Source organism: Xenorhabdus griffiniae (genome assembly GCF_037265215.1).
GTDB lineage: Bacteria > Pseudomonadota > Gammaproteobacteria > Enterobacterales > Enterobacteriaceae > Xenorhabdus > Xenorhabdus griffiniae.
Genome location: NZ_CP147737.1, coordinates 4,513,812 through 4,530,785, shown reverse-complemented (window position 1 = coordinate 4,530,785; position 16,974 = coordinate 4,513,812). Strand labels below are relative to the sequence as shown.

Sequence of the window (16,974 nt, the reverse complement as noted above, 5' to 3'; positions counted from 1 at the left end):
TAAGATGGCTCACATCGAAAAACAAGCTGGCGAACTGCAGGAAAAGCTGATCGCGGTAAACCGCGTATCTAAAACCGTTAAAGGTGGCCGTATTTTCAGCTTTACAGCACTGACTGTAGTTGGTGATGGTAACGGTCGCGTTGGTTTTGGCTACGGCAAAGCACGCGAAGTTCCGGCAGCAATCCAGAAAGCGATGGAAAAAGCACGTCGCAATATGAAAACCGTCGCACTTAACAGCGGCACTTTGTACCATCCAGTGAAAGGCTCACACACCGGTTCTCGCGTGTTCATGCAGCCTGCTCACGAAGGTACTGGTATCATCGCCGGTGGTGCGATGCGTGCTGTTCTGGAAGTGGCTGGAGTTCGTAACGTACTGGCTAAAACCTACGGTTCCACGAACCCAATCAACGTGGTTCGTGCAACTCTGGACGCTTTAGACAGCATGAAGTCTCCAGAAATGGTCGCAGCTAAGCGTGGCAAATCCGTCGAAGAAATTCTGGGGTAATGACCATGGCTAAGACTATTAAAATTACTCAGGTTCGCAGTTCAATTGGTCGTTTGCCTAAACATAAGGCAACTTTGACTGGTTTAGGTCTGCGTCGCATTGGTCATACTGTTGAGCGTGAAGATACACCAGCTATTCGCGGTATGGTCAACTTGGTTTCCTATATGGTTAAAGTTGAGGAGTAACAGATGCGCTTAAATACTCTGTCTCCGGCTGAAGGTGCCAAGCACGCACCTAAACGTGTAGGTCGTGGTATTGGTTCTGGTCTGGGTAAAACCGGCGGTCGTGGTCACAAAGGTCAGAAGTCTCGTTCTGGCGGTGGCGTTCGTCGTGGTTTTGAAGGTGGCCAGATGCCTTTATACCGTCGTCTGCCAAAATTTGGTTTCACTTCACGTAAAGCAATGGTCACCGCAGAAATTCGTCTGTCTGATTTTGCCCGTGTTGAAGGCGATGTTATCGATCTGAATGCACTGAAAGCTGCTAACATTATTGGCCCTCAAATTGAATTCGCAAAAGTAATGCTTTCTGGCGAAGTCAATCGCGCAGTAACTGTGCGTGGCTTGCGTGTTACTAAAGGCGCCCGTGCTGCAATTGAAGCTGCTGGCGGTAAAATTGAGGAATAAGTAACAGATGGCTAAACAACCAGGATTAGATTTTCAAAGTGCCAAAGGCGGATTAGGCGAGTTAAAACGCAGACTTTTGTTTGTCATTGGAGCTCTAATTGTTTTCCGTATTGGCTCTTTTATTCCAATCCCTGGTATTGATGCCGCTGTGCTTGCCAAATTGCTCGAGCAGCAAAGAGGCACCATCATTGAAATGTTTAACATGTTCTCTGGTGGTGCTTTAAGCCGTGCTTCTATCTTTGCACTGGGTATAATGCCGTATATTTCTGCGTCTATTATTATCCAGTTGCTAACTGTGGTTAACCCCCGTTTAGCAGAGATTAAGAAGGAAGGGGAAGCTGGTCGTCGTAAGATCAGTCAGTACACCCGTTATGGCACATTAGTGCTGGCAATATTCCAGTCAATCGGTATTGCTACTGGGTTGCCGAATATGCCTGGAATGCAAGGATTAGTTATTAATCCTGGCTTTGCATTCTATTTCACGGCTGTTGTAAGTCTGGTCACGGGAACCATGTTCTTGATGTGGTTGGGTGAGCAGATTACTGAGCGAGGTATCGGTAACGGTATTTCAATCATAATCTTTGCTGGTATCGTTGCGGGTCTACCGCCTGCAATTGGTCACACCATCGAGCAAGCTCGGCAAGGCGACCTGCACTTCCTCCTGTTGCTGTTGGTTGCAGTATTAGTGTTTGCCGTAACTTTCTTCGTTGTTTTCATTGAGCGTGGTCAACGTCGTATCGTTGTTAACTATGCAAAACGTCAGCAAGGTCGTAAAGTTTTTGCGGCACAAAGTACACATTTGCCGTTGAAAGTGAATATGGCTGGGGTTATCCCTGCAATTTTTGCTTCCAGTATTATTTTGTTCCCTGGTACCATCGCTTCTTGGTTCGGAGGGGGAACAGGCTGGAATTGGTTGACAACTATTTCTATGTATTTGCAACCAGGTCAACCGCTTTATGTGTTATTATACGCATCTGCAATCATCTTCTTCTGTTTCTTCTACACGGCTTTGGTTTTCAATCCAAGAGAGACAGCAGATAACCTGAAGAAGTCTGGTGCATTCGTACCAGGAATTCGTCCGGGAGAGCAAACGGCTAAGTACATTGATAAAGTAATGACTCGTCTGACCTTAATTGGTGCGTTATATATTACTTTTATCTGCTTAATCCCGGAGTTCATGCGTGATGCAATGAAAGTTCCATTCTATTTTGGTGGTACTTCCCTACTGATTGTAGTCGTCGTCATCATGGACTTTATGGCTCAAGTGCAAACTCTGATGATGTCGAGTCAATATGAGTCTGCATTGAAGAAGGCAAACCTGAAAGGATATAACCGCTAATCGGTTTGCTTGAGAAGTTACGGAGAGTAAAAATGAAAGTTCGTGCTTCCGTCAAGAAATTATGCCGCAATTGCAAAATTGTTAAACGTAACGGTATCGTTCGTGTAATTTGCAATGCAGAGCCTAAGCACAAACAGCGCCAAGGCTAATTAATCGCATATTTTTCTTGCAAAGTTGGGTTGAGCTGGCTAAATTAGCCAGCCAATCTTTTTTATCTGACAGCAACATTGTTTGAGTATCCTGAAAACGGGCTTTTCAGAATGATGTTGCAGTGAATAAATATTGTAGGAGTGCATAGTGGCCCGTATAGCAGGCATTAACATTCCTGATCAGAAACATACTGTAATCGCATTAACTTCGATCTACGGTATCGGTAAAACCCGCTCACAAGCAATTTGTGCAGCAGCGGGCATTGCTGAAAATGTTAAGATCAGTGAGCTGTCTGAAGAGCAAATTGACAAGCTGCGTGACGAAGTTGCCAAATACGTTGTAGAAGGTGATCTGCGTCGTGAAGTAACCCTGAGTATCAAACGTCTGATGGATCTTGGTTGCTATCGTGGTTTGCGTCATCGTCGTGGTCTGCCAGTTCGCGGTCAGCGTACTAAGACCAATGCACGTACCCGTAAGGGTCCGCGTAAACCGATCAAGAAATAATCGGGGTATTGAATAATGGCAAAAGCACCTATTCGTGCACGTAAGCGTGTAAGAAAACAAGTCTCTGACGGTGTGGCTCATATCCATGCTTCTTTCAACAATACCATCGTTACTATTACTGATCGTCAGGGTAACGCTTTGGGTTGGGCAACTGCCGGTGGTTCCGGTTTCCGTGGTTCTCGTAAATCTACTCCGTTTGCAGCTCAGGTTGCGGCAGAGCGCTGCGCTGAAGCAGTAAAAGAGTACGGAATTAAGAACCTGGAAGTTATGGTTAAAGGACCTGGTCCTGGCCGTGAGTCAACTATCCGCGCATTAAACGCGGCTGGTTTCCGCATCACTAATATTACTGATGTGACTCCGATCCCTCATAACGGTTGTCGTCCACCGAAAAAACGTCGCGTTTAGTACGTCTTCGTTTTTTAGGATTGTTGGAGAAAGAAAATGGCAAGATATTTGGGTCCTAAGCTCAAGCTGAGCCGTCGCGAGGGTACAGACCTTTTCCTGAAGTCTGGCGTTCGCGCGATTGACACCAAGTGTAAATTAGAACAGGCACCAGGCCAGCACGGCGCACGTAAACCGCGTCTGTCTGACTATGGTGTACAGTTACGTGAAAAACAAAAAGTTCGTCGTATTTACGGTGTTCTGGAGCGTCAATTCCGTAACTACTATAAAGAAGCGACTCGTCTGAAAGGCAACACAGGTGAAAACCTGCTGAACTTGCTGGAAAGTCGCCTGGATAACGTCGTTTATCGTATGGGTTTTGGCGCAACTCGTGCCGAATCACGCCAGATGGTAAGCCACAAGGCTATCATGGTAAATGGTCGCGTTGTTAACATCGCTTCTTATCAGGTATCCCCGAATGACGTAGTCAGCGTTCGTGAAAAAGCGAAGAAGCAGGCTCGCATTAAAGCAGCTTTAGAGCTGGCTGAGCAGCGTGAGAAACCAACTTGGTTGGAAGTTGATGCTGCGAAGATGGAAGGTGTGTTCAAGCGTATTCCTGAACGTACTGATCTATCCGCTGACATTAACGAACACCTGATCGTCGAGCTTTACTCTAAGTAAAGCTTAGCACCAAAGAGAGGACACAATGCAGGGTTCTGTGACAGAGTTTCTAAAACCGCGCCTGGTAGATATCGAGCAAGTCAGTTCGACGCACGCCAAGGTGACCCTTGAGCCATTAGAGCGTGGCTTTGGCCATACTCTTGGCAACGCACTGCGCCGTATTCTGCTTTCGTCTATGCCGGGTTGTGCGGTGACTGAGGTTGAGATTGATGGTGTACTGCATGAGTACAGCACCAAAGAAGGTGTACAGGAAGATATCCTGGAGATTCTCCTCAATCTGAAAGGGCTGGCGGTGAAAGTTCAGGGTAAAGATGAAGTTATCCTTACTTTGAATAAATCTGGCATTGGCCCTGTGACTGCAGCCGATATCATCCATGACGGTGATGTCGAAATCGTCAAGCCGCAGCACGTAATCTGCCATCTGACTGACGAAAGCGCTTCCATTAGCATGCGTATTAAAGTTCAGCGTGGTCGTGGATATGTGCCGGCTTCTGCCCGAATTCATTCGGAAGAAGATGAGCGCCCTATCGGTCGTTTGTTAGTAGATGCTTGCTATAGCCCAGTAGAGCGTATCGCCTACAATGTTGAAGCAGCTCGCGTAGAACAGCGTACTGACCTGGACAAGCTGGTTATCGAGATGGAAACTAACGGTACAATCGATCCTGAAGAGGCGATCCGCCGTGCAGCTACCATTCTGGCTGAACAACTAGAAGCTTTCGTTGATTTACGTGATGTACGTCAACCAGAAGTAAAAGAAGAGAAGCCAGAGTTTGATCCGATCCTGCTGCGCCCTGTTGACGATCTGGAATTGACTGTCCGCTCTGCTAACTGCCTTAAAGCAGAAGCTATCCACTACATCGGTGATCTGGTACAGCGTACTGAAGTTGAGTTACTTAAAACACCTAACTTGGGTAAAAAATCTCTTACTGAGATTAAAGACGTACTGGCTTCACGTGGACTTTCTCTGGGCATGCGTCTGGAAAACTGGCCACCAGCAAGTATTGCTGATGAGTAACTAGATCACAGGTTAAGGTTTTACTGAGAAGGATAAGGTCATGCGCCATCGTAAGAGTGGTCGTCAATTGAACCGCAACAGCAGCCATCGCCAAGCTATGTTCCGCAACATGGCAGGTTCTTTAGTTCGTCATGAAATCATCAAGACGACTCTGCCTAAAGCGAAAGAACTGCGTCGCGTCGTTGAGCCGCTGATTACTCTTGCCAAGACCGACAGCGTAGCTAATCGTCGTCTGGCATTCGCCCGTACTCGTGATAACGAGATCGTGGCAAAACTGTTTAATGAACTGGGCCCGCGTTTTGCGAGCCGTGCAGGTGGTTACACTCGTATTCTGAAGTGTGGCTTCCGTGCTGGTGACAATGCACCGATGGCATACATCGAGCTTGTTGACCGTGCAGCAGAGTCTCAGACAGAAGTAGCATCTGCAGAGTAATCTGTAGGAGCGTAAAAAGCCGGGTATTATCCCGGTTTTTTATTGCCTTTTAATTTTGATCCTCTCACTCTTCGCTTTATATTCACTAGCTAATCTGTAAATTTTTCCTGTTCAGATGATCTCTTAGCCTATTCTGGTAGTATTGTGATTACTTTCTACTTGATAGGAAAATCTTATGTATCGTATCGGTCAGTTGGCAAAATTAGCAGGTGTAACACCTGATACTATCCGCTTTTATGAAAAACAGGGGCTGATGCTTCATGGAGAGAGAACAGAAGGTGGTTATAGACTATATACTGAACAAGATCTACAGCGATTACGTTTTATCCGTTATGCAAAACAATTAGGTTTTACACTCGAAGCAATTGTAGAACTACTATCTATTCGGGTTGATCCTGAGCACCATACATGCAAGGAGTCAAAATATATTGTTGATTCTAGATTGCGAGAAGTGGAAGAAAAATTATTAGAAATGCAAAAAATGCGCGATTCTTTGAAAATGTTGAGTGATGCTTGTTGTGGTAGCACTCACGTCAGTACATATTGTTCTATATTGGAAATTTTAGAAGAAGGTGCGACAAACAGATAATTTTTCTTTATTGTTCTGAGTGCTAAGAGTACAATCGCACTGTTTTTAATCGTAAAACGATTTTATTAATTAATTTAGAGGTTATTATGACAACATATCGCCATAAAAAAGGTGTTATCAAAGATAATGCTATAGAAGCCTTACTACATGATCCTTTGTTTCGACAGAGAGTAGAGAAAAATAAAAAAGGTAAGGGAAGTTATAATCGTAAAGAAAAACATGGTAAAAACCATGGCTGGGAGGCCAATGATAATAATTTTTTCAAGTTGTTATCATTGGCCTTCTAGTTTTTTAAGTAGATTCTATTAATCGAATAAGTTCGAATTGATGTTTCTACAGGAAGAAAGGGCTTGGCTGGAAAAGTTTTTCTACTTCAGGCACGAATTTTTTATCAGTAATAAACATGATTACATGATCACCTTGTTGGATGATACTGTAATCATTAGCAATGATGACTTCTTCATCGCGGACAATGGCACCTATTGTTGTTCCTGGTGGTAATTTGATATCACCTATCTTACGCCCAACAACTTTTGAAGTATGTTCATCGCCATGTGCTATGGCCTCAATAGCTTCAGCAACTCCTCTTCTTAATGAGAATACACTGACAATATCTGCTTTACGGACATGGCCAAGTAGCGCCGATACTGTTGCTTGTTGAGGCGAAATTGCAATATCAATGACTCCACCTTGTACTAAATCAACATATGCACTGCGTTGAATAAGAACCATCGCTTTTTTAGCCCCCATTCGTTTTGCAAGCATGGCTGACATAATATTGGCTTCATCATCATTTGTTAGTGCTATAAAAACGTCAACTTGTTCAATATGTTCTTCAGCTAGCAATTCTTGGTCTGACGCATCACCATAAAACACGATGGTATCGTGCAATAGTTCAGCTAATTCAATGGCTCTTTTTTGGTTATGCTCAATTAGCTTGACGCTGTAATCTTTTTCAAGTCGCAAGGCTAAGCCCGCACCAACATTACCGCCACCAACAATCATGATGCGTTTATACGGTTTTTCAAGGCGTTGTAATTCACTCATTACTGCCCTGATATGTTGTGATGCTGCAACGAAAAAGACTTCATCTCCAGCTTCAATAATCGTTGAACCTTGTGGTCTAATGGGACGATCTTGACGAAATATTGCAGCAACTTTGCTATCAATATGTGGCATATGTTCTCGGAGTGAGGATAAGGCGTTACCTACCAGCGAACCACCATAATAGGCTTTAACCGCGACAATACTGACACGCCCTTCAGCAAAATTAACAACTTGTAATGCTCCTGGGTATTGGATTAATTTATAGATGTAATCAATAACCAGTTGTTCAGGTGATATTAGATAATCAATAGGAATATCATCAGGTTGAAATAACTTTTCTGACTCTCGGATATATTCTGATGAGCGTATCCTGGCGACTTTATTAGGTGTGTTAAATAGAGAGTAAGCAATTTGGCATGCAACCATATTGGTTTCATCTGAATTTGTGACAGCTATTAACATATCAGCATCTTCAGCACCAGCTTCCTTCAATACTCTGGGATGGGAACCATGGCCATTGACAACTCGGAGATCGAATTTATCCTGTAACTGGCGTAGACGATCTGTATCGGTATCAACGACAGTAATATCATTGTTTTCATCAACTAAATTTTCAGCTAATGTTCCACCAACCTGGCCAGCACCCAGAATGATTATCTTCATAGCATTCTCTTCTCAATTGGAAGCCATCTTCTATCTTGATATTTTAGCAAAACCATAAAATTCTCTCGTTCAATTGGAACGAGAGAGCATTATTATTGCTTAGTTAGTCGGGCATAAAAGAAACCGTCACCACCCGTAGCTTCTGGAATAATTTGTGTTCCAGGAGTATCCGAATTACCTGTTTTTGATAATACAGCATCGGGATGACGGGCCAAAAATGCCTTTATTTGCTCACTATTTTCCTGAGGTAAAATTGAACAGGTGGCATAAACCAGTGTGCCATTACGCTTCAAATATGGCCAAATAGCTTCAAGGATTTCAGATTGCAATGTAACTAATTGATTTATATCTTCGTTCCTGCGTAGCCATTTTATGTCAGGATGACGGCGAATAACCCCTGTGGCAGAGCACGGAGCGTCAAGAAGAATACGATCAAATTGTTCATCAGCAGCCCACTCGTGTGGAAGGCGACCATCACCTGTTTTGACGACAGCATGCAAGTTAAGTCGTTGTAAATTCTCTTTTACTCGCTTAATTCGTTGCTCATCAATATCGATAGCGAGAACCTTAGATTTTGGTGCTATTTCGAGGATATGAGTGGTTTTTCCGCCAGGTGCAGCACAAAGATCCAGTATGGATTCACCGTCACGTGGTTCTAAAAGTTCTGCACATCCCTGTGCGGAGCGATCCTGAATGGTTACCCAGCCTTGGCTGAATCCGGGTAGTGTACTGACAGGACAGGGATTCAGAAGACGAATAGCACTAAGATGGTTGGTATCTAATTCTGCTTCTATATTAGCTTCTTCTAATAGTGCAAGATATTCTTTCGTCGTGTGATGGGATTGGTTAACTCGTAGCCACATAGGGGGCTTTTGGTTGTTGGCATCCACTATAGTTTGCCAATTTTGTGGATATGCTTTTTGAATGCGTTCTAGCAGCCATTTGGGGTGTAGGTGTTTATTATTTACCCGTTCGATTAATTCTTGTTGTTGGCGCTGAAACTGGCGAAGGACACCATTAATGACACCTTTCAGCTGTGGTCGTTTTAAATTAGTTGCGCCATTGACGGTTTCGGCAAGTACAGCGTGTGCAGGTATACGTGTATATATCAGCTGATATATACCCACCATGATTAGGTAGTGGAAAATACGTTGTTTTCCTTTCAATGGCTTTGCCATGAGTTGACTGATAAACCACTCAAGCTGAGGTAATACCCTCATCACACCAAAACAGATCTCTTGTAACAATGCCTTATCTTTATCAGAAACTTTTTGTTGGAGTTCGGGTATAACGGTGCTGAGGGATTGCCCTTGCTCAAGCACTTGAGTGATTGCTTTTGCAGCGATGCTTCTCAGGTTATATGTATTTTTCATGCTATGGTCAAAAAGCTGACTTTCGTCAGCATGGTAAAATAGGAAGAAGCCTGAATGCTAAAATATTCAGGCAAAGTCAGGTTAGTATCAGTTGATTTTGCTACCAGGTGTAAACCACTCACGTTTGGAGTTTAAGAGATCAGCAGCCGACATTGCTTTCTTGCCCGGAGGTTGTAATTGAACAATATTTAATATCCCATCCGCAGTTGCAATTTGAATACCTCTTTTATCTGCGTTGATAATTGTTCCAGGAGATTGGGTGGTTTGCTCTGCAATGACTTCTGCCTGCCAGATTTTAATTGGTTGATCATCAACTGAGAAGAAGCTCATAGGCCAAGGGTTGAAGGCACGAATACAACGTTCAATTTGGCTTGCCGATAAATTCCAATCTATTTTTGCTTCATCTTTACTCAGTTTTTCGGCATAGGTTGCAAGTGTGTCATCCTGAATTTCAGGCTGGTGTGTTTCCGATGTGATTAAATCTAGGGTATTGAGTAAGGCTTTTGGCCCAATATCGGCAAGTTTTTCGTATAAGCTAGCACTGGTATCTTCGTTTGTAATTGGGCAAATGGCTTTCAATAGCATATCACCAGTATCAAGTCCTGCATTCATCTGCATGATAGTTATGCCAGTTTCTTGGTCGCCGGCCCAAATGGAGCGCTGAATGGGAGCTGCACCACGCCAGCGAGGTAGCAAAGAACCGTGGACATTTAAGCAGCCTAAACGTGGTATATCTAAAATGGCTTGGGGAAGGATTAAGCCATAGGCAACAACGATCATAATATCAGCTTGCTGCGCCATGACCCATTGTTGGCTTTCTTCTGTACGTAAGGTTTTTGGCTGGAAAACAGGAATATCATGTTCTTCAGCCAATACCTTTACAGGACTTGGTGTCAGTTTCTTACCTCTTCCTGCCGGCTTGTCTGGTGGAGCGAGCACTCCGACAACTTGGTGTTGAGAGTTTAATAAAGCAGCCAAATGGCGAGCCGCGAAATCAGGCGTTCCGGCAAAAATAATACGTAAAGAATCAGACACTGTTATTTCCTGCGATAATAAAAGTTATTTGTTTTTGGCTCTCAGTCGGTCAATTTTTTCAACTTTCTGACGGATGCGTTGACGTTTCAATGGTGATAAATAATCAACAAAGAGTTTACCGACTAAATGATCCATTTCATGTTGAATACAGATTGCCAGTAATCCATCAGCTTCTAATTCAAATGGTTGGCCGTTATAGTCTAAGGCCTTAATTTTTACTTGCTCAGAACGAGGCACAAATCCACGCTGTTCAGGAACAGATAAACAACCTTCTTCTATTCCTGTTTCACCGGCTTTATTAATCAATTCCGGGTTAATCAGAACAAGACGTTGATCACGATCCTCAGAGACGTCAATGACAATAATTCTCTGATGTATATCGACTTGTGTTGCCGCTAAACCAATACCTTCCTCTGCATACATCGTTTCAAACATATCATCAACGATACGCTGAATTTCTGCATCGACTTTTTCTACTGGCTTGGCAACTGTGCGAAGTCGCTCGTCTGGATAATGTAATACTTGTAAAACTGACATATATGTTTAGAACTGCATCCAAAAAGTGAGTGATAATTGATGCCTATTCTAGACATTTCCCATTTAGATTGACAGTATTGAGCATAAATTAATCATGAGAGGGTACTCTCAACCTCAGGTCAGGATGACGATATGGACGCGATGGAAATGTGGTTAAGAATGAAAATGGTCTCTCATCTTTCAGCAGCGAAGGCCATGCTTATTATGGATCGTCTGTTACAAACGAAAAATAGCAGTATATCCTCCCTTAAAGCATGTGGTCTGTCATCTGCACAATGCTTGCAATTTATGAAAGCTAACACTTCCGCACTAACTTCGGCTCTCAATTGGTTAGAACAGCCAGATCATCATTTGTTGACTTTCTCTCATCCCGCATATCCGCCTTTATTAAAACAAATACACTCTCCACCTCTTGTTCTTTTTGTTGTTGGTGATGTATCGGTTTTATCTCAAAAGCAAATTTCAATAGTGGGTAGCAGGGCTGCAACTTTTTATGGCGAAAAATGGGGAAAGATATTTGCTAGTGGTTTGGCTAAAAATAATCTGGTAATAACGAGTGGATTGGCGATTGGTATTGACGGTATCTGCCATCAGGCAGCATTGGATTCGGGAGGCAGAACGATCGCCGTACTTGGTAGTGGTCTTAAAAATATTTACCCCAGTAGACATAAGTCCTTAGCCGATCATTTAAAGAAAATGGCGCATTAGTTTCCGAATTTTTTCCTGATGTGCCACCTAAGGCCAAGCATTTTCCAAGACGAAATCGGATTATTAGTGGGTTAAGTTTGGCTCTTCTTATTGTGGAAGCTCATAAGAATAGTGGTTCATTAATTACAGCGCGTTGTGCTCTTGAACAAGGGCGAGACATCTTTGCATTACCTAGTCCATTAGGCACTCCTACGAATGAAGGCAATCATTGGTTGATTAAACAAGGGGCTTATTTAGCAACAAATGTAATGGATATCATGGAACATATTAGTTCGTCTTTTCAATGGGTTAATATAGAAGAAAAAGGTCAGGAGGAAGAAAATAAACAATTTGAACAAACAGAGTTGCCATTTGTGGATGTGCTGGTTAACGTAAGTAGTGAAGTTACACCTATTGATGTGATTGCCCAGCGCTCTTCCCTGCCTGTTACCGAAGTTATGACCAAATTACTGGAGTTGGAACTCATGGGAAAAGTTGCTGTTGTTGCTGGTGGGTATGTCCGAACTAATTAAGCGATTTAATTTGTGCTTTTTCTAATGTTATGGCGGCTGCCGATATTCAGCGAGTGAGATATGTCTAAGAAAGTGCCTTTTACTATAAAAGAAAGAGAGCATTGCCCTGAGTGTAATGCTGAGTTAGTGATCCGCAATGGCGCTCATGGCCCATTTTATGCGTGTTCCAGTTATCCATCTTGCCATTATCTCCGTCCTTTGAAAGCACAAGTAGATGGACATATTGTTAAAGAATTGTATGGTCAACTCTGTCCCAAATGCGGTTTCACTTTAGCCTTACGTCAAGGGCGTTATGGTATGTTCATTGGCTGTAGTCATTATCCTGAATGTGGATATACAGAATTAATTGATAAACCAGATGAAACCTCAATTAATTGTCCTCAATGTCAGCAAGGAAAATTACTCCAGCGTAAATCTCGCTTTGGTAAGACATTTTATTCCTGTAGTCGCTATCCAGAGTGTCAGTTTGCACTTAATAATAAGCCAACTTCAGGTGAATGTATGTTTTGTCACTATCCATTGTTAATAGAAAAGCGCACTTCCCAAGGCGTAAAATTATTTTGTGCCAGTAAATTGTGTAGTAAGCAGCAAGTTAACGAAATTGAGAAATGAAATGAGTTACGTAATCTCACCAGTATTTGATGAAGTTATCACGGCCTTAAAAGAAGAAAAAGTTATTGCCTATCCAACTGAAGCCGTTTTTGGATTAGGGTGTGATCCTGATAGTGAAAATGCAGTGCAAGAGCTATTAGCGTTGAAAAATAGGCCATGGGAGAAAGGACTAATTCTTATTGCTGATAAGTATGAGAGATTATGTCCTTATATTGATGATGAACAGCTAAATAATGCACAGAAAGAAACCATATTCTCATCTTGGCCTGGCCCTGTTACGTGGGTAATCCCTGCGAAAGCAGCCACACCAAAATGGTTGACTGGCAAATTTTCAACGTTGGCCGTTCGAATTACGGATCACCCTTTGGTTCAGCAGCTGTGCGCTATATATGAAAAACCACTTGTTTCGACCAGTGCGAATCTAAGTGGGTTAGAACCATGTCGTAGTGTAGAAGAAGTACGACAGCAATTTGGCAATCGTGTCCCAATATTAGAAGGAGAAGTTGGTGGGCGTAAGAATCCATCAGAAATCAGGGATGCGTTAACGGGTAAATTATATCGGCAAGGATAGATAATTATGGATAAATTTGCTGTTTTTGGGAATCCAATCGCACATAGTAAATCTCCTTATATTCATCGATTGTTTTCTGAACAAACAGGTGTCGAACATCAGTATGGGAGAATACTTGCTCCAGTAGAAAATTTTGAACAAACCCTCACTCATTTTTTCGAGCAGGGGGGATTAGGAGCGAATATCACCGTTCCTTTTAAAGAGAGAGCCTATAAATGCTCTGATGAATTAACTGAACGGGCGAGTCTCTGCGGTGCAGTTAATACATTAAAACGAATTGAGGGAAACCGATTGCTCGGTGACAATACTGACGGGATGGGATTATTAGTAGACTTGCAGCGACTCAAATTCCTCTCTCAAGGACATAAGATCCTGATTATAGGTGCTGGTGGGGCAGCGAAAGGTGTATTGTCCCCTTTGTTGTCACTGGGCTGTTCAGTCACTATTACTAACCGAACATTTGAACGAGCTCAAATAATCGCAAATACATTTTCTCTATTAGGTGATATCCAGGCCATTGAAATGAGTGCTCTTGGCCTTATTACTCCAGATTTTGATATTATCATTAATGCAACAGCTTCTGGCCTTGATGGGCAAATTCCTGCCATCTCTCCGTTGATTTTTCAAAATAATAGTGTGTGTTACGACATGTATTACCAGCATGGATTAACGCCTTTCCTTACGTTTGCTCATCAAAATGGTGTTTCACGTTTGGCTGATGGCCTAGGAATGCTGGTAGGGCAGGCTGCGTATTCTTTTGAATTGTGGCATGGAGTATTGCCCGAAATAGAACCTGCTTTAACGGCCTTAAGACAGGAGTTACATGTATGAACCAATCAATTCAATTTCCTGATCGTGAAGAGTGGGATGAGGCAGAAAATAAGGTGATATTTCCAGCAATGGTGGATGGTTTGCTGGTGGAATGTATGATGAGTTCTGATGAAATAAGCGAGCGTTATGGCAAGGATCATCACCCACTCGATTTGTTTCGCCAACATCGCTGGGATTTGGAAGAAGAGTTTGAAACAGCCATCTTGAGTGGGCATGATGATCAATTTGGACGTTACTCTTTGCTTTCTGCTTGTGTTGATAGGTAGTCATTTTTCCAGCTAATGTAATTATTAGCGGAATAAAGCAGCCCTTCCAATTCTTCAGGTTTGAGTTTTCGTACTTGTTTGGCAGGGCTACCGACATACAGATAACCGCTTTCTAATTTTTTACCTGGAGGAACTAGACTACCAGCTCCAATCACAACATCGTCTTCAATAGTTACCCCATCAAGTAAAATGGAACCCATGCCAACTAAGACTCGATTTCCAATTTTACATCCATGCAGCATTGATTTATGACCTACGGTGACATCTTCGCCAATTATTAGTGGAAAGCCATTTGGATTATCAGGAGATTTATGCGTCACATGCAAAACAGAACCATCTTGAATATTTGTACGTGAACCAATTGAGACATAATTTACATCTCCCCTAATAACTACAAGGGGCCAAATGCTGACATTGTCTGCTAATCTGACATCTCCAATTACAACAGAAGAAGGATCTAAAAGAACTTTTTGACCGATTTGAGGATAGAAATTTAGATATTGACGTAAAACAGTAGGCATAAAAACCTCAATAGTTAGAGTGGATCGCAAACATATAGGCAATTATATAGGAATGTTATTGAGGAAAAAAACGCCATGCAATGGAGTGGAATGTATTAATATTAGCCTATTTGAGTGGTTTTTATATTCAAAAGAACAAAAAATGCTCGCTTGAAAATAAAATTGCAAAAAACTATTGCCAGCGCCGTAAAACCCCCTATAATGCGCCACCACTGACCGACGCTAAGCTGAAACACGCGGCGACGGCGGTAAGAGAAAAGGGAAAATAATCGCTTGACTCTCAAGGCGAAAAGCGTAAGATACGCAGCCTCGCAACCCGGAAGACGCTTCCGGTTGCCAATGCTCTTTAACAAGTTAATCAGACAATCTGTGTGGGCACTCGCAAGAGACTATCGAATTGCCGCAAGGCAAAAAAATCAAGTCTTAAAGAGTGACTAAGCAGTTAATTCATTATGAACTAACAGTGAAATTCTTTGAGCATCAAACTTTTAATTGAAGAGTTTGATCATGGCTCAGATTGAACGCTGGCGGCAGGCCTAACACATGCAAGTCGAGCGGCAGCGGGGGAGAGCTTGCTTTCCTGCCGGCGAGCGGCGGACGGGTGAGTAATGTCTGGGGATCTGCCCGAGGGCGGGGGATAACCACTGGAAACGGTGGCTAATACCGCATAATCTCTAAGGAGCAAAGTGGGGGACCTTCGGGCCTCACGCCTTCGGATGAACCCAGATGGGATTAGCTAGTAGGTGGGGTAATGGCTCACCTAGGCGACGATCCCTAGCTGGTCTGAGAGGATGACCAGCCACACTGGGACTGAGACACGGCCCAGACTCCTACGGGAGGCAGCAGTGGGGAATATTGCACAATGGGCGCAAGCCTGATGCAGCCATGCCGCGTGTATGAAGAAGGCCTTCGGGTTGTAAAGTACTTTCAGTGGGGAGGAAGGCACAGGGTCGAATACACCCTGTGATTGACGTTACCCACAGAAGAAGCACCGGCTAACTCCGTGCCAGCAGCCGCGGTAATACGGAGGGTGCAAGCGTTAATCGGAATTACTGGGCGTAAAGCGCACGCAGGCGGTCAATTAAGTTAGATGTGAAATCCCCGGGCTTAACCTGGGAATGGCATCTAAGACTGGTTGGCTAGAGTCTCGTAGAGGGGGGTAGAATTCCACGTGTAGCGGTGAAATGCGTAGAGATGTGGAGGAATACCGGTGGCGAAGGCGGCCCCCTGGACGAAGACTGACGCTCAGGTGCGAAAGCGTGGGGAGCAAACAGGATTAGATACCCTGGTAGTCCACGCTGTAAACGATGTCGATTTGGAGGTTGTGGCCTTGAGCTGTGGCTTCCGGAGCTAACGCGTTAAATCGACCGCCTGGGGAGTACGGTCGCAAGATTAAAACTCAAATGAATTGACGGGGGCCCGCACAAGCGGTGGAGCATGTGGTTTAATTCGATGCAACGCGAAGAACCTTACCTACTCTTGACATCCACGGAATTCTGCAGAGATGCGGAAGTGCCTTCGGGCACCGTGAGACAGGTGCTGCATGGCTGTCGTCAGCTCGTGTTGTGAAATGTTGGGTTAAGTCCCGCAACGAGCGCAACCCTTATCCTTTGTTGCCAGCACTTCGGGTGGGAACTCAAGGGAGACTGCCGGTGATAAACCGGAGGAAGGTGGGGATGACGTCAAGTCATCATGGCCCTTACGAGTAGGGCTACACACGTGCTACAATGGCAGATACAAAGAGAAGCGACCTCGCGAGAGCAAGCGGACCTCATAAAGTCTGTCGTAGTCCGGATTGGAGTCTGCAACTCGACTCCATGAAGTCGGAATCGCTAGTAATCGCAGATCAGCATGCTGCGGTGAATACGTTCCCGGGCCTTGTACACACCGCCCGTCACACCATGGGAGTGGGTTGCAAAAGAAGCAGGTAGCTTAACCTTTTGGAGGGCGCTTGCCACTTTGTGATTCATGACTGGGGTGAAGTCGTAACAAGGTAACCGTAGGGGAACCTGCGGTTGGATCACCTCCTTAACCAAACGATAGTGATTGTGCAGTGCTCACACAGATTGTCTGATGAA

Annotated in this window: 22 protein-coding genes, 1 rRNA gene and 1 pseudogene; 19 read left to right on the top strand and 5 right to left on the bottom strand. The window is 43.8% G+C overall.

Annotation, left to right across the window (positions count from 1 at the left end; all coding sequences use genetic code 11):
* Positions 1-4: 4 nt before the first annotated feature.
* From rpsE to WDV75_RS20665, 12 genes are all read left to right on the top strand, one after another.
* Positions 5-505, top strand: coding sequence for a 30S ribosomal protein S5 (gene rpsE, locus WDV75_RS20720; RefSeq protein ID WP_045968057.1), 501 nt, complete (start codon positions 5-7; stop codon positions 503-505).
* A gap of 5 nt (positions 506-510) precedes the next feature.
* Complete coding sequence (gene rpmD, locus WDV75_RS20715) at positions 511-690, top strand: 50S ribosomal protein L30 (protein ID WP_045968059.1); 180 nt, start codon at positions 511-513, stop codon at positions 688-690.
* 3 nt (positions 691-693) lie between these two features.
* Positions 694-1,128, top strand: coding sequence for a 50S ribosomal protein L15 (gene rplO, locus WDV75_RS20710; RefSeq protein WP_045960137.1), 435 nt, complete (start codon positions 694-696; stop codon positions 1,126-1,128).
* Between the two features lie 7 nt (positions 1,129-1,135).
* Positions 1,136-2,467: a preprotein translocase subunit SecY gene (gene secY / locus WDV75_RS20705; RefSeq protein WP_074021490.1), complete on the top strand. Its 1,332-nt coding sequence runs from the start codon at positions 1,136-1,138 to the stop codon at positions 2,465-2,467.
* 32 nt (positions 2,468-2,499) lie between these two features.
* Positions 2,500-2,616, top strand: coding sequence for a 50S ribosomal protein L36 (gene rpmJ, locus WDV75_RS20700; RefSeq protein WP_045968063.1), 117 nt, complete (start codon positions 2,500-2,502; stop codon positions 2,614-2,616).
* A 148-nt stretch (positions 2,617-2,764) separates the two neighbouring features.
* Positions 2,765-3,121, top strand: a complete 357-nt coding sequence (gene rpsM, locus WDV75_RS20695) for a 30S ribosomal protein S13 (protein WP_038240472.1) — start codon at positions 2,765-2,767, stop codon at positions 3,119-3,121.
* 15 nt (positions 3,122-3,136) lie between these two features.
* Positions 3,137-3,526, top strand: coding sequence for a 30S ribosomal protein S11 (gene rpsK, locus WDV75_RS20690; RefSeq protein ID WP_002919257.1), 390 nt, complete (start codon positions 3,137-3,139; stop codon positions 3,524-3,526).
* A gap of 36 nt (positions 3,527-3,562) precedes the next feature.
* Entirely contained in the window at positions 3,563-4,183 is a 621-nt protein-coding gene (gene rpsD / locus WDV75_RS20685; protein WP_045960135.1) for a 30S ribosomal protein S4, read from the top strand.
* Between the two features lie 25 nt (positions 4,184-4,208).
* Entirely contained in the window at positions 4,209-5,198 is a 990-nt protein-coding gene (locus WDV75_RS20680) for a DNA-directed RNA polymerase subunit alpha (RefSeq protein WP_038269634.1), read from the top strand.
* Positions 5,199-5,238: 40 nt separating this feature from the next.
* A complete protein-coding gene (gene rplQ / locus WDV75_RS20675; RefSeq protein WP_074021494.1) occupies positions 5,239-5,631 on the top strand; it encodes a 50S ribosomal protein L17 in 393 nt (130 codons plus the stop codon).
* 175 nt (positions 5,632-5,806) lie between these two features.
* Complete coding sequence (gene zntR / locus WDV75_RS20670; RefSeq protein WP_189760125.1) at positions 5,807-6,220, top strand: Zn(2+)-responsive transcriptional regulator; 414 nt, start codon at positions 5,807-5,809, stop codon at positions 6,218-6,220.
* 86 nt (positions 6,221-6,306) lie between these two features.
* Positions 6,307-6,507 carry an alternative ribosome-rescue factor A gene (locus WDV75_RS20665; protein WP_189760126.1) on the top strand — a complete coding sequence of 67 codons (201 nt, stop codon included), beginning with the start codon at positions 6,307-6,309 and terminating at the stop codon, positions 6,505-6,507.
* Between the two features lie 46 nt (positions 6,508-6,553).
* Here the strand turns inward: WDV75_RS20665 and trkA are convergent, their stop codons facing one another.
* The 4 genes from trkA to def form a co-directional block, all read right to left on the bottom strand.
* Positions 6,554-7,930, bottom strand: a complete 1,377-nt coding sequence (gene trkA, locus WDV75_RS20660) for a Trk system potassium transporter TrkA (protein ID WP_189760127.1) — start codon at positions 7,928-7,930, stop codon at positions 6,554-6,556.
* A gap of 92 nt (positions 7,931-8,022) precedes the next feature.
* Positions 8,023-9,303, bottom strand: coding sequence for a 16S rRNA (cytosine(967)-C(5))-methyltransferase RsmB (gene rsmB, locus WDV75_RS20655; RefSeq protein ID WP_273571497.1), 1,281 nt, complete (start codon positions 9,301-9,303; stop codon positions 8,023-8,025).
* 87 nt (positions 9,304-9,390) lie between these two features.
* Positions 9,391-10,338 carry a methionyl-tRNA formyltransferase gene (fmt, locus tag WDV75_RS20650; RefSeq protein ID WP_273571499.1) on the bottom strand — a complete coding sequence of 316 codons (948 nt, stop codon included), beginning with the start codon at positions 10,336-10,338 and terminating at the stop codon, positions 9,391-9,393.
* 24 nt (positions 10,339-10,362) lie between these two features.
* A complete protein-coding gene (gene def / locus WDV75_RS20645; RefSeq protein WP_273571501.1) occupies positions 10,363-10,875 on the bottom strand; it encodes a peptide deformylase in 513 nt (170 codons plus the stop codon).
* 132 nt (positions 10,876-11,007) lie between these two features.
* Here def and dprA point away from each other — a divergent pair.
* From dprA to WDV75_RS20620, 5 genes and pseudogenes are all read left to right on the top strand, one after another.
* Positions 11,008-12,095: pseudogene (gene dprA, locus WDV75_RS20640) on the top strand (DNA-protecting protein DprA).
* Between the two features lie 60 nt (positions 12,096-12,155).
* Positions 12,156-12,707, top strand: coding sequence for a topoisomerase DNA-binding C4 zinc finger domain-containing protein (locus WDV75_RS20635; protein ID WP_273571503.1), 552 nt, complete (start codon positions 12,156-12,158; stop codon positions 12,705-12,707).
* Position 12,708: 1 nt separating this feature from the next.
* Positions 12,709-13,278, top strand: a complete 570-nt coding sequence (tsaC, locus tag WDV75_RS20630; protein ID WP_273571505.1) for an L-threonylcarbamoyladenylate synthase type 1 TsaC — start codon at positions 12,709-12,711, stop codon at positions 13,276-13,278.
* Positions 13,279-13,284: 6 nt separating this feature from the next.
* Positions 13,285-14,109, top strand: a complete 825-nt coding sequence (aroE, locus tag WDV75_RS20625; protein WP_273571507.1) for a shikimate dehydrogenase — start codon at positions 13,285-13,287, stop codon at positions 14,107-14,109.
* On the top strand, positions 14,106-14,375 hold the full coding sequence (locus tag WDV75_RS20620; protein WP_273571509.1) for a DUF1488 domain-containing protein: 270 nt from the start codon (positions 14,106-14,108) through the stop codon (positions 14,373-14,375). The genes aroE and WDV75_RS20620 overlap by 4 nt, the downstream gene beginning before the upstream one ends.
* Here the strand turns inward: WDV75_RS20620 and WDV75_RS20615 are convergent.
* Positions 14,342-14,896: a gamma carbonic anhydrase family protein gene (locus WDV75_RS20615; RefSeq protein WP_273571512.1), complete on the bottom strand. Its 555-nt coding sequence runs from the start codon at positions 14,894-14,896 to the stop codon at positions 14,342-14,344. The genes WDV75_RS20620 and WDV75_RS20615 overlap by 34 nt on opposite strands.
* Before the next feature lie 80 nt (positions 14,897-14,976).
* Here WDV75_RS20615 and WDV75_RS20610 point away from each other — a divergent pair, with 80 nt between their 5' ends.
* A complete protein-coding gene (locus WDV75_RS20610) occupies positions 14,977-15,165 on the top strand; it encodes a hypothetical protein (RefSeq protein WP_273571514.1) in 189 nt (62 codons plus the stop codon).
* Between the two features lie 220 nt (positions 15,166-15,385).
* Positions 15,386-16,927: ribosomal RNA gene (locus tag WDV75_RS20605) — 16S ribosomal RNA — on the top strand.
* Positions 16,928-16,974 lie beyond the last annotated feature (47 nt).